General features: G+C 44.0%; 13 protein-coding genes and 2 tRNA genes (1 of these 15 running past the window's edge). 11 read left to right on the plus strand and 4 right to left on the minus strand.

The genetic code is table 11. The features are described from left to right. Positions 1-37: 37 nt before the first annotated feature. The 5 genes from FAI41_06165 (at position 38) to FAI41_06185 (ending at position 5,679) form a co-directional block, all read left to right on the plus strand. The gene (locus FAI41_06165) at positions 38-1,567 is read left to right on the plus strand and encodes a paraquat-inducible membrane protein A (protein ID QCE33217.1); all 1,530 of its coding nucleotides are present in this window, start codon (positions 38-40) and stop codon (positions 1,565-1,567) included. 75 nt (positions 1,568-1,642) lie between these two features. After that, on the plus strand, positions 1,643-3,421 hold the full coding sequence (locus FAI41_06170) for an MCE family protein (GenBank protein QCE33218.1): 1,779 nt from the start codon (positions 1,643-1,645) through the stop codon (positions 3,419-3,421). Position 3,422: 1 nt separating this feature from the next. Further along, positions 3,423-4,205: a hypothetical protein gene (locus tag FAI41_06175; GenBank protein ID QCE33219.1), complete on the plus strand. Its 783-nt coding sequence runs from the start codon at positions 3,423-3,425 to the stop codon at positions 4,203-4,205. A 57-nt stretch (positions 4,206-4,262) separates the two neighbouring features. Continuing rightward, positions 4,263-5,144, plus strand: coding sequence for a formate dehydrogenase accessory sulfurtransferase FdhD (fdhD, locus tag FAI41_06180; protein ID QCE33220.1), 882 nt, complete (start codon positions 4,263-4,265; stop codon positions 5,142-5,144). Between the two features lie 49 nt (positions 5,145-5,193). Beyond that, positions 5,194-5,679 (plus strand): hypothetical protein, encoded by a 486-nt coding sequence (locus FAI41_06185; protein ID QCE33221.1) that lies wholly within the window; start codon positions 5,194-5,196, stop codon positions 5,677-5,679. Between the two features lie 88 nt (positions 5,680-5,767). On the opposite strand, the gene nusG is transcribed toward FAI41_06185, so the two are convergent. The 3 genes from nusG to FAI41_06200 form a co-directional block, all read right to left on the minus strand. After that, on the minus strand, positions 5,768-6,301 hold the full coding sequence (gene nusG, locus FAI41_06190; GenBank protein QCE33222.1) for a transcription termination/antitermination protein NusG: 534 nt from the start codon (positions 6,299-6,301) through the stop codon (positions 5,768-5,770). Between the two features lie 5 nt (positions 6,302-6,306). After that, positions 6,307-6,486 carry a preprotein translocase subunit SecE gene (secE, locus tag FAI41_06195; protein ID QCE33802.1) on the minus strand — a complete coding sequence of 60 codons (180 nt, stop codon included), beginning with the start codon at positions 6,484-6,486 and terminating at the stop codon, positions 6,307-6,309. 261 nt (positions 6,487-6,747) lie between these two features. Next, positions 6,748-6,824: transfer RNA gene (locus FAI41_06200), tRNA-Trp, on the minus strand. A 272-nt stretch (positions 6,825-7,096) separates the two neighbouring features. Here FAI41_06200 and FAI41_06205 point away from each other — a divergent pair. From FAI41_06205 to atpC, 6 genes are all read left to right on the plus strand, one after another. Then, a tRNA-Gly gene (locus FAI41_06205) sits at positions 7,097-7,170 on the plus strand. A gap of 98 nt (positions 7,171-7,268) precedes the next feature. Then, positions 7,269-7,883: an ATP synthase F1 subunit delta gene (gene atpH, locus FAI41_06210; GenBank protein QCE33223.1), complete on the plus strand. Its 615-nt coding sequence runs from the start codon at positions 7,269-7,271 to the stop codon at positions 7,881-7,883. Further along, positions 7,883-9,427, plus strand: a complete 1,545-nt coding sequence (locus FAI41_06215) for a F0F1 ATP synthase subunit alpha (protein ID QCE33224.1) — start codon at positions 7,883-7,885, stop codon at positions 9,425-9,427. The genes atpH and FAI41_06215 overlap by 1 nt, the downstream gene beginning before the upstream one ends. Before the next feature lie 17 nt (positions 9,428-9,444). Beyond that, positions 9,445-10,335: an ATP synthase F1 subunit gamma gene (gene atpG, locus FAI41_06220; protein QCE33225.1), complete on the plus strand. Its 891-nt coding sequence runs from the start codon at positions 9,445-9,447 to the stop codon at positions 10,333-10,335. 122 nt (positions 10,336-10,457) lie between these two features. Further along, the gene (gene atpD, locus FAI41_06225) at positions 10,458-11,900 is read left to right on the plus strand and encodes a F0F1 ATP synthase subunit beta (protein QCE33803.1); all 1,443 of its coding nucleotides are present in this window, start codon (positions 10,458-10,460) and stop codon (positions 11,898-11,900) included. Next, positions 11,900-12,313, plus strand: coding sequence for an ATP synthase F1 subunit epsilon (atpC, locus tag FAI41_06230; GenBank protein ID QCE33226.1), 414 nt, complete (start codon positions 11,900-11,902; stop codon positions 12,311-12,313). Before atpD ends, atpC begins: the two co-directional genes overlap by 1 nt. Before the next feature lie 87 nt (positions 12,314-12,400). Here the strand turns inward: atpC and FAI41_06235 are convergent, their stop codons facing one another. Further along, positions 12,401-12,776, minus strand: the 3' portion of a protein-coding gene (locus FAI41_06235; protein QCE33227.1) for a hypothetical protein. The gene runs 194 nt beyond the window's last position; the window shows 376 of its 570 coding nt (coding positions 195-570); the start codon falls outside the window, past its right edge; the stop codon is at positions 12,401-12,403.

Consider the following 12,776-nt stretch of genomic DNA (forward strand, 5'->3'; position numbering starts at 1 on the left):
TTCTAAATTTATTATTCCTTAGGGAAACAGTAGGTTCGTGACAGAAAATCGTAATAACATGACAAAATTGCGGGCTTTAAAAGAATCCATTTTGCTGATTCTTGCAGCGGGTGCAGGCCGTGCATGGCGGCGTTTGCGTCGCTATATGCCGACCTTTCGCTATCATGGCCGTTTTCACCTCAGGGTTGTCAAAGGTCTTGCGGAATGTCCGAGTTGCGGTCTGTTCGTGCGTTTGCCGATTTTACAGCCCGGACAGGTTGCGCATTGTCCACGTTGCGATGATATGCTGGCACGCCGACGGAAAACACCGCATTTTCGTGCCGCAACAGCTTTTTGCATTACATCAATCGCCTTATTAACGGCGATGCTTTTTGTGCCGATGATGACATTGGATGTCATGGGGCGTGTCAATACGGTAACATTGATGACGGGGCCCATCAGGCTGATACAGCTTAATCCCGGCTTTATGCTTATTGGCATTATTGTGATGATCGCCTCGGTCATTATGCCGTGGCTGGTTGTCCTTTTGATGGCGTCTATTCTGTATTATTTACAGCGTCCGCAGCAGCCAATGCCGCCTTGGACAGCAATTTTACTCGCTTGGTATCAACGCCTCCGCCCTTGGGCAATGGTTGGCGTGTATGTCATCGGATTATGTGTCGCATATTCTAAGCTTGTTGATTTAGCAACCGTGGTTATTATGCCGACAGGCTGGATGCTGGGCATTTTAATGATTACGATGGCAGCCGCAGATACAACTTTTGATGAGCGTTTGGTTTGGGAAAGGATACCGCTTTTACCAGAGGCACGTGACGATATTATCAATGTTGCACATGATCCCGTTCCGCCCCCCTCACAGATGCTTTCTTGTGCGGCCTGCCATTTGGTTTTGCAGAGTCATCAACATGTTGATTTGGAGCAGGATATGGGAGACTGCCCGAGATGTGGGCAGGTACTGCGAAAACGTAAATATGATTCTGTTGTTGGATGTGCCGCTTTTCTTCTAGCGGCGGCTATTTTTTATCTGCCGGCCAATTTAATCCCTGTTATGGCTTTTTACAAAATGGGGAAGGGGCAGTTCAGCACGATCATGGAGGGTGTTATTGAGCTTTGGCAGAGTGAGCTTTACTCGCTGGCGCTTCTTGTTCTTTTTGCCTCTATTACCGTGCCTGTTTTGAAAATTGCTTCTTTGGCGTTGATGCTTTTTGTGCAGGAAAGGCAATCATCTTGGCAGCTTAAAGGCTTAACAAAGCTTTATCGTGTCGTGGAGGCGATCGGTCGTTGGTCAATGATTGATCCTTTTATGATTTCTATTCTGACTGGAATGGTGAGGTTCGGCTTTTTAGCAAAAGTCATTCCAGGGCCTGGAATGGTATTTTTTGCTTTGGTCGTTATTCTCACGATTTTCTCTGCGAATATGTATGATCCGAGAGGCTTATGGGATGCCGCAGGTAAGAATAAGACGGGTTTGGAAACAATGACGGAGGAAGAATTCCGTCAGATTGAAAAACGTGTCCGAGGGGTAAAACGTTCTTGGCCAAAAGGGCGGCGTCGCCTGCCATTATGATGGGGAATAATAAAATGATAATAAACACACCATTAATAGGGGATAAGAGGAAAAACATGACGTTTGGAGAAAATAATGACTGATTCTCATATTCCAGATGATTCTAATTCTAATAATCCGGAAAATTCACACCCTCGCGCTTATGAGAGCGGCGATCAGATTAAAGCCCGTTTTCATGATGATGAAGATGAGGATGCAATTCTGAGGCCAACACGGGTTTCCGTTCTTTGGATTATTCCAATTATTGCGATCGGCGTTTCCTTATGGATGGCGTGGCATTATTTCTCGACGCAAGGGCCAGAGATCACGATTTCTTTTGACAGTGGTGACGGGTTAAATCCCGGTCAGACCCAAGTTAAAGATTTGGCCGTTCCGATGGGAACCGTTAAAGAGGTGAAGCTTGCAGAGGATCTGACGCATGTTGAAGTGCATGTCAAAATGTCTAATCATGCGACTCATTTTTTAACGGATAAAACACGTTTCTGGATTGTCCGCCCACAGGTTAGTGGTGGCTCTATCAGTGGTTTGGAAACCATTATGAGCGGTGCATATATTGCGATGGACCCTGGCCCACCAAACAGTGCGCATGCGCAGGCCAAGACGCATTTTGTTGGTTTGGAAACGCCTCCGGGACGTCGTTGGGATCAGCCAGGTTCTAATTTCTGGGTGATGACGCCTTCTCTTGGCGCTCTGGGTGGAAATCCTTCTGGTGCACCTGTTTTTTATCGTGATTTAAATGTTGGTGAGGTTTTGGGATATACAGTGCCAAGCGGCGGTATTGGTCCAATGATGGTGCAGATTTTTGTGCGGAAACCTTATGATCAATATCTGCGTGTCGGTAGCCGTTGCTGGAATGCTTCAGGGCTTGAAGTCGGCTTTGGCGGCGGTGGCTTAAAACTACAGCTTCAGTCTTTGCAAGCGCTCTTGAGTGGTGGGATCGCCTTTGGTCCGCCAGTGACAGAGGACAGCTTGACAGGTGATGGGGGAAGTCCCGCAGCGCCAGACAGTGTCTTTTGGCTATATGATTCAGAAGAAGCTGCAAAAAGCACCAAATACACAGATCGCATTAAGGTTGTTACCTATGTGGATAGTGCCATTGGAAGCCTTGCTAAAGGAAGCACGGTCAGCATGTTCGGCGTTCAAGTTGGTGTTGTTTCAAATGTTCACTTGGATCTTTGTGATAATCATTGCAAAAAGCCAGCACGTGTTCGGGTTGAAATGATTCTTCAGCCGGGTCGTGTCGCTAAAATGGGGATTTGGGATCCAAATGAGGTTAAAAAGCAAAAAGATCATCTTCTTAACTTCTTACGTGATGGTTTGCGGGCATCCGTCACCAATGGCAGTGTGCTAACAGGTGAAACGATTATTGCGCTTTCCTTTGGTCCAAAACCAAAGAATGCAACGCTGAACTATGATCAAAACGGTGCGATCATTATTCCGGGTGATCCAGGCGGTGTGAATGCGATTATCGATAACGTTTCTAAGATTTCCGATAAGATCTCCAAAATGCCTTTGGAAGATATTGCGAAAAATCTGAATAGTTTGTTGGGTGGTACAAGTAAAATTGTAAATGATCCAAGCACAGAGCAGACAGTTAAGGCCTTGAGGGATTCTCTGAACTCCTTGAGTAAATTGCTCAATACGACAGATCGGGCATTGCCGGAATTGACAGCTCAGGTCGATAAGACGTTGTCGAGTGCGTCTACATTCTTGGATGCTTTAAGTGGGGATTCCGACTTGCATCATAATGTTCAGAATATGGTTGTTCAGGTGACTGAAATGGTAACGACTTTGCGTCAGCTACTTTCTTACCTTAGCTATCATCCATCTTCGGTTATTTTGGGAAGGCATTAAAATGCGTTTAAAAAAACATTTATTAAATAAAATGTTAGAAAAATCTTTCCTTGGCGTCTCCTTTTTAGGAGTCGCCTTGGCAGGCTGTTCTAGTGCAGAACCGCATTTTTATGCGCTGGGACCAAAGCCGATGAAAGTTATCCAGGAGCAGAAACCTGTAGGGCCGATTAAGGTTTTCTTGCCTTTTATTCCCGCTTCTATTGAGCGGGACGTGATGGTACGGCGTGTTGGTGAATATGAAATGACCATCAATCCGCATGCCTCTTGGAGCGAACCTCTCTCTGCGCAAATTACAGGAACCTTTACAAAGGATCTTTCTCAAGCCTTGCCAAAGGAGCTGGTCTATCGTCAAAACAGCATGGTTTCTGAGAAATCGAAAATAGGGATTGATTTAACGGTTGATTCCTTTTCTTTGGACAAGGAAGGGCATGCCATTGTTGCAGGTCTAACCTCTGTGAGTGTCAATGATGATAATGGAAAGCGTGTTTTTGCAAAAACACGTCATTTTTCATGGAAATCTAAGCAATATGCAGATAAGGGCCCGCAGTTTGAAGTAGATATTCTTAGCGAAGGGCTTGCTGCATGGGCCGCTGATACCGCTTCAATTATTGAAGCTTATGGATTAGAGGGGCAAAATGCGAAAGAAGATGAGCGTCTCGAACAAAGTGAAAAAGAAGCAGATGCAGCTGAAAAAGAGGTTCGGCAGCAGCAGATGATCGCTTCGGCTAATCAGAAGCTGGCACAAGAGCAAAAGAAAATTCAGCAAAGCAAGAAAAAGAAATAAGCGATCATTCAAAACGTGAGAGAAATAATTTTTACGTAATCACAGAGAGGGCCTAACGTGACATCACCTAAAAGTTTTTCTCCCATGGATTTTGACTCTCTCGAAAAACGTTTGGAAGCGGCAGGAACGCTTTTTAAAGGGGTTGTCCCCCCCCCGGAAGGAAAGATGCTCTCAACAGAGCGCTTTTTAGCCGAGGAGCTTCCTGTTTCGCTGATTTACAATGGGGCTTTTGAGCATGGTACAATGATGCTCACACCTTTAGATTTAGAGGATTTCGCTTTAGGCATATCTTTGTCAGAGCGTATTATCAAAAAGCCAGAACAGCTTCAAAATGTTGCCGTCTCTTGCGCTGAAAAAGGTATTACGCTCAATATTCAAATTGATACGGAGCCTTTTCGCCGTTTGTTACGGGGTTCAAGCCGTGCTTCTGTGGCCGGGAGCGCTTGTGGTCTTTGCGGCAGTAAGGACGAGACTCTTTTTGATGCGTCTTTGCCGCAGATTGAATTTAATCTGAAAGATACAGGCGTTTATTCTCTCAATGTGATTGAAAAGGTCGTGGAATCGATGCGCGATTCCCAAATTTTGAATCAGAAAATTGGGATGCTCCATGCCGCAATCTGGGCAGATAAAAAGGGAAATATTCTTTACGTGCGAGAGGATATCGGCCGTCATAATGCGTTGGATAAATTAATTGGTGCTTTGAAATATGCCGGTATAGCGATGGAAGAGGGGTTTTGCTGTTTGACCAGTCGCTGTTCTTATGAAATGACGCAAAAGGCTGTATTGGCAGGAATGCATTGTCTCGTAGCGATTTCTGCACCGAGTGCTTATGCTGTCAGATTAGCACGGCAAGCTGGGCTAACGTTATTGGCACCGGCTCAAGGAAAGAAAAAGATGATTTTCTCTGTGCCTGAGCGCCTATCTTCAGAAGAAAATTAGGCATAAAAGAATAAAGTAACTTATTTCAAAAGAAGATAAGGAGTTAGAAATGACAGAAAAAAAAACGACGCCTGAAGTTTTTGAATTCGAAGAGGATTTCGCGGGTTCTTTGCGGTGTATCACAATGTCTGTGCGTCAAAAATTAGATTTTGCACGGACAAAAGTAAGCTTGGAACAGTGGGAAAAACTTTCTGATGCACAACGTGAGGCCATTTTTGAGGCACCTTGCGCAGAAGAGGGGGAAAGCTGCAAAGCTTACGAAACGCTTGTGCGTAAAGCTGTGAAAGATTCTTCTGGTGAAGAGGTTAAAACGCTCAAAGATCCAGCTTTGGAACTTTGGAAAAACACGGCTTCTATTCCAGAATGCGTTACCGCTTTGGCAAAAAAAATGGTAGGTCGGGAAATCACGCTTAAAGAATGGGAAGGGCTCGAACCGTTACAGCGTTTTGCGCTTTTAAAACTTTCACAATCTCGCCATGAAAGTGAACATTTGAATTTCCGTCCCGCAATGAAAGAGTTTGGATTGCTGGACTAAGAATAAAAAGCGTTTTTAATAGATAAAAGAAAAGCCCTCTGATTTATGAAAAAATCAGAGGGCTTTTCTTTTGTGCTTCTAAAGAAACTTAAAGCTTATCAACTTGTGTATACTCAAGTTCCACAGGGGTCGCACGTCCAAAGATGGAGACGGTGACTTTGAGGCGCTGACGCTCAGCATCCACCTCTTCCACACTGCCATTAAAGGAAGCAAAGGGGCCATCAGAAACACGAATCTGCTCACCAATTTCAAAGGTAACAGCAGATTTAGGCGCTTGTTCAATGCCCTCTTGAGCCTGTTGAACAATACGTTTCGCTTCTGCCGCACTGATAGGGACAGGACGGTTTCTGCCACCAAGAAAGCCTGTGACTTTTGGGGTGTCTTTCACCAAATGCCAAGCTTGATCGGTAAGTTCCATTTTAACAAGGATATATCCGGGAAAGAATTTCCGTTCCGCATTAACTTTTTTGCCACGGCGGACTTCGGTGACTTGTTCTGAGGGGATAAGGATTTCCTCGAATTGATCGCTCAAGCCCTTTTTAGCAGCTTGCTCTGTGATGAACTCAGAAATCTTTTTTTCAAAGCCAGAATAAACGTGAACGACGTACCAGCGTTTTGCCATGGAGGCTATCCTCCGATCTGAAAAAGAGTATGCAGACCAAAGCCGATAACTTGGTCAACAACAAGAAAAAAAATACAAGTAATCGACACCATCGCCATGACTGCAATGGTTGTCGTTAAGGTTGCACGGCGGTTGGGCCACGTTACACGTTTGGAAAGTGTAATAACCTGCTTAAGATAATTCACACAGCGTGTAAGAAAGCCTGGATGCACAGCATTCTGGTTAGAGATTTGATGTTTAGCTGCCAATGTCGCTCCTTACAAACAACGGTCGTGGTTTAAAATAATAAAGGATCGATTCAGAAAATCTAAAAATAATCCTTAAATTTTTAGGTAATAAAGTATTCCTTTACCCTAAAGCGAAAAGGGAAGGAAAGGATAATCTACCAAAATTAAGTGGCAATCTTAATTTTATCTTATTTGGATAAGGTAGATTTTCAAAAAGGATGGCAGGGGTGGAGGGTCTCGAACCCGCAACCTCCGGTTTTGGAGACCGGCACTCTAGCCAATTGAGCTACACCCCTAAACAAACCGAATCGGATTTCTCTAAAGAAATGTTTCGGAAAGTCGAATGCCTTTAAAAAGTATGATTTTAGCCAATCAGTCAAGCCCTATTTTCATTAAAAATTAAAAAAGAGATCCCTTTTTTTTATTTTTAGGATTCGCTTGAGTTTTTTTCCAAGTAAGAGATTGGGAATCTCAAGGAAATTTCAGATGAAAAACATTTTTTATAAAAATTCTCTTGCTCAGATGGGAGAGGAGCGCTAGAAGACGATGTAGATAACGGATTTATTAAGCGGGCGTAGCATAGTGGTAATGCAGTAGCCTTCCAAGCTTCCGATGAGGGTTCGATTCCCTTCGCCCGCTCCATTTCGTTTTAATCTTATTTTGGGCTTCAGCCGTTATAGGCATATTTTCTATTCATACAGGCTGGGGTAAATTTAAATCTCATTTTATTTCGGTGGACTATGAGCCTGAAAGACCAGAACGTCATATCTACCTCAATCTTAGATCAAGATTCTAAGGGGCCTGTATTTAAAGTTCCTGAAATTTTACCGCGACGTTATGCAAATGCATTTTATCGCTGTCTTGTGGAGCAAAATCTAGTTTCTGAGGTTATCCCACAGGTATCTCTTTTGCGAGATCTCTTTGACAAGGACGCTTCCTTTAGAGAGTTTGTTGGGGATTTGGCTTTAAATGGCAGTATGCGTGAACGCATTATTTCTAAAATTTCAGCGAGTTACGAGCTTCATTCTATTTTTGTAAATTTCTTAAAATTAATTGTTAGGCGTGGGCGTCTTTCAATTTTACCAGAAATTGTCGAAGCCATTCTCTATCTAGCAGATAAATCGCAAGGTGTTGTGCCAGTGAAGGTTTTAACACCTGCCAAGATGAGTGAAGCGCAGCAAAAGCAATTGCATCTTTCACTTGTAGAAATGGGGCATAAGTCCCCCCGTATTTTTGAGGAAATTGACCCGTCACTTCTTGGGGGAGCAGTGGTTCAGGTTGGTTTTCAACTTTATGACACGTCTTTAAAAGGGCGGATTAACCGCCTGAAAAACGCCTTTAAGGGAGAAGTTTGATGGGTATCCGTCCAGCGGAGATTTCTGAAATTATTAAAAAGGAAATCGAATCCTTTGACAAACCGGAACTTGCATCTGAATCAGGTGTTGTTCTGACAGTTGGTGATGGGATTGCAAGAGTTTACGGTCTGCCGGAAGTGATGGCCAGCGAGCTCGTTGTTTTTGAGCGTACCGGGCAACGTGGTATGGTCTTTAACTTAGAAGAGGATTGCGTTGGTGTTATCCTTTTCGGTGATGGGCAGGGTCTTCTTGAAGGTGATCGTGTTGTCAGGACCCGTGAAATTGTTAAGGTTCCCGTCGGTAAGGGGCTCCTTGGACGTGTTGTTGATGCGCTCGGTAATCCAATTGATGGTTTAGGCCCTCTTAAAGATGTCGAATATCGTCCTGCTGAAATTGCGGCGCCAGGTGTTATGGATCGTAAGTCTGTTGACCAGCCAATGGTCACCGGAATTAAAGGGATTGATGCGCTTATTCCGATTGGACGTGGGCAGCGTGAGTTGGTTCTTGGGGATCGTAATACAGGTAAAACAACAATTTTGCTTGATTCTATTATCTCTCAAAAAGCCGTCAATGCAGAAAAAGACCCTAAAAAATCCATGTACTGCATTTATGTGGCAATTGGGCAGAAACGTGCTTCTGTTGCCAATATCGTCCGTCAGCTGGCAGAGCAAGGTGCACTCGAATATACAATCGTTGTCGCTGCGACAGGTTCAGATCCTGCCTCTATGCAATATTTAGCACCTTACGCCGGTACCGCCATGGGTGAATATTTCCGTGATAACGGTATGCATGCGTTGATTGGCTATGATGATTTGACAAAACAGGCTATGGCCTATCGTCAAATGTCTTTGTTGATGCGCCGTCCTCCAGGACGTGAAGCATATCCTGGAGACGTCTTCTACCTTCACTCCCGCTTGCTAGAGCGTTCTGCTCAGCTTTCTGATGCAAAGGGTGGCGGTTCATTGACTTCATTGCCGGTTGTTGAAACATTGGCAAACGATATTTCTGCTTATATTCCAACGAACGTCATCTCTATTACAGATGGTCAGATTTTCTTGGAAACGGAACTTTTTAGTGCCGGTATCCGTCCAGCAATTAATGTCGGCTTCTCTGTTTCCCGTGTCGGTTCTGCTGCGCAGACAAAAGATATGAAAAAAGTTGCAGGCCCAATGAAATTGGAGTTGGCGCAATATCGTGAAATGGTTGCATTCTCTCAGTTTGCTTCTGATCTTGATGCAACAACACGCCGTCTTCTTGATCGTGGTTCACGCTTAACAGAGCTTTTGAAACAAAATCCAGACAGCCCGCTAACAACAGCAGAAGAAGTCGTCGTGCTTTATGCAGGAACAAGAGGTTTCTTGGATAACATTCCTGTTGAAAAAGTTGTTGCTTTTGAACAGGCGCTTTTAGTGTCCCTTAAAACAGGTTCAGGGAAAGCGCTCAAAGATGCGTTAACAAGAGAATCCAAGTTGACTCCTGAAATCGAAGAGCAAATGAAAATGCTCCTTGGCGGATTGGTCAAAGAGTTCGAGTTCAGTAATTAAGGCGAGGGAGAGACAGAATGTCCTCTTTAAAGGCGCTTAAACTTAAAATTGCGGGTGTTAAATCTACCCGCAAAATTACGGAGGCAATGAGGCTGGTCGCAGCCTCCAAGCTTTATCGTGCGCAACAGAATATGGCTGGCGCACAGCCCTATGTTAAAAAAATGGCGGCTATGATGAGGGGAGGGGCATCTTCTTCTGTTGAAGAATTTGAACTTCCTTTATTCACAGGAGGGAAGGGGAATAAAATCCTCATTCTCGCCGTGACAGGTAATCGTGGTTTAGCTGGTGCTTATAATGCGAATATTGCACGCCATTTAAAAGCGGAAATTGCGAAGAACAAAGAAAATGGTCAGAAATCAGAGCTTTATTTGATTGGTAAAAAAGCCAATCAAATTTTAAAGACAGAATTTGGTCATTTAATTGTTCAGGCTACCGAAGCCGCTGAAACATTGGACGAGCAAGAAAAGCAAGCTTCTGAGATTGCAGATTTTGTTGTTGAAAAAGTGAATTCTGGAGAATATTCCCGAATTCTCTTGGTTAATAACCATCTGGTGAATGCAATGTTACAGATTCCACAGGTGCTTTCTCTTGTGCCACCGCTCCCTTCTGAAAATGACGAGAGCGTTATTGAGGAATCTGATGGAGTCGATGGCCAATTTGAGCCTTCACAGCAAGAGTGGCTAGAAGCTTTCTTACCTGTTAATCTGAAGGTTAGAATTTACCACGCTTTGCTTGCAAATATGGTCGGCGTTCAAAGTGCCCGTATGGTAGCCATGGATGGTGCTAGCCGTAATGCAAGTAAGATGATTGATTCACTTAGTCTGCAATATAACAGAATGCGTCAGAATAATATTACAAGAGAACTTAGTGAAATTGTGGCCGGTGCCGCGGCTGTTGGGGATAAGTAGCTTTTATTACATCAGGGGATGACTGCGCCTCGCTTAATATTTAAGTTAAATGCCCGCCTAGTTTCAGGAGATAGAAATAAGTGTCAGAAAAAAATAACGATGAAAACCAGGTCATTGGGCGCATTGTCCAAGTTCAAGGACCTGTTATTGATGTTGAATTTGAAAGCGGTTCCGCACCGGAGATTTACACCGCCCTTGAAGTGATCGGTACAGCCGCAGAACAAGGTGGTGGCGGCGACCGTGATCTGACCCTTGAGGTTCTTCTCGGAATTGGTGAAGGGCAAGTACGTGCTATTTCCATGGGGAGAACAGATGGTCTTCAACGTGGTATGAAGGTTCGTAGTCTGGGTCGTCCCATCACAGTTCCTGTCGGACGTGGTATTCTAGGTCGTATGATGAACGTTCTCGGCGACCCGATTGATATGCGTGGTGCGATTGAAACAGAGGAATATCTGCCAATCCATCGCCAAGCACCTTCTTTCGAGGAGCAAGTTGCTGTTCCTGAAATTATGCCAACAGGCATTAAGGTCATTGATTTGCTTTGCCCTTACCTCAAAGGTGGTAAAACAGGTCTTTTCGGTGGTGCCGGTGTTGGTAAAACCGTTATCATTCAGGAATTGATCAACAATATTGCGCATGCTTATGACGGTGTTTCTGTTTTTGCCGGTGTTGGTGAACGTACCCGTGAGGGAAACGATCTGTATCATGAAATGAAAGATGCAGGCGTTATTAAAATTGATGAAAATGGCAGCACAAAAGATTCACGTGTTGCATTGGTTTACGGTCAGATGGATGATCCTTCTGGTCCACGTTCACGTGTTGCTTTTAGTGCGATGTCTATGGCGGAATATTTCCGTGACGTTGCTAAGCAGAGCGTCCTTTTCTTCGTTGATAATATTTTCCGCTATGTTCAGGCTGGCGCTGAAGTTTCTGCGTTGCTAGGTCGCATCCCATCTGCTGTGGGCTATCAGCCAACATTGGGAAGTGATGTCGGTGCCTTGGAAGAGCGTATTACTTCTACAAAGAACGGTTCGATTACATCTGTGCAGGCCGTTTACGTCCCAGCTGATGACTTTACCGATCCAGCGCCTGTGACAACCTTCTCCTATTTGGATGCCACAACGGTTCTTAACCGTGCATTGACAGAAAAAGGGATTTATCCTGCGGTTGATCCTTTAGCCTCCACATCTCGTGCACTGACACCACGGATTTCAGGTGAGGAACATCATGCGGTTGCCTCTGAAGTTCAGCAGATTTTGCAGAAATATAAAAGCCTTCAAGACATTATCGCTATTTTGGGTATTGATGAGCTTTCTGAAGAGGATAAAGCGATTGTTGCAAGAGCACGTCGTATTGAACTCTTCCTTTCACAGCCTTTCCATGTTGCTGAAATCTTTACGGGTGCACCGGGTAAATTCGTTTCTCTTGAAGATACCATTCGCTCCTTTAAGGAAATCCTAACAGGTAAGTACGATCACCTTCCAGAGAATGCCTTTTATATGGTGGGCGCAATTGAAGATGTGGTCGCTAAGGCAGCGAAACTTGAAGCAGAAGGTCAAAAATAATGACAATACAGCTCGAACTGCTTTCACCTCATAAATCTTGGTGTCATGGGGAGTATGATATGGTTGTTGTGCCGGGATCTGAAGGAGATCTCGGTGCCTTAGAGGGGCATGAAAAAACCAGCCTCTCTTTGAGAGCTGGGCTTGTCACCCTTTTTCAAGGGGGGGAAGCTGTTAAAAATATTTTTGTCGGTGCTGGATTTGCTCAGATCACACCTAAATCTGTCACTGTATTGGCTTCTGAAGTCAAAGAGGTGACAGAACTTTCTGTTGATGTTGCAAGACAAAAACTTGAGGCTGCTATGTCCGCCTTAACAAATGCAAGTGCCGTTAATCAGGCTGATTTGTTTAAACTTTCCCAAGAAATTCAAAAAGCTCAGGCAGAACTTCACGCTGCGAAAGAGATCATTAAGTAACCTAAGAAGAGTTTATATTAGAGATTGCGATCTTAGTTTATAAGAGCTTTAGTTTGAAAAGGGAGGCATTATGCCTCCCTTTTTTTGTTATTTAAGATATTTTAATGAATTTATAAAATGCTCAAAAAAATCTCGGATTTCGGCAAGGAAATGAACGGTTGCAGAGAAATTCAGGAGACCGTTGGGGTGGCACAGGCGCCATTCAGTATCTTCACCAAAGGTACCAAAAGAATGATATTTCTTTCCCACAGTCTTATTCTGTAAGGTGATTTTAATATCTGTAAATTTTAGCATTTCTTCTAAATGGAGAGTGATTTTTTCTATGAGCTGATTACTTAAGGGCTGATCATTGGATGTACCTAGTTGGCGATGCACCATTCTAAGATGAATTCTATCATCTTTTAAAATTTCAAGAAATAGCTGGTGCCCCTCAATGTGTGCCTTGTCGGGGGAGTAGTGCTCT

The sequence above is a fragment of the Acetobacteraceae bacterium genome (genome assembly GCA_004843165.1).
Lineage (GTDB): Bacteria > Pseudomonadota > Alphaproteobacteria > Acetobacterales > Acetobacteraceae.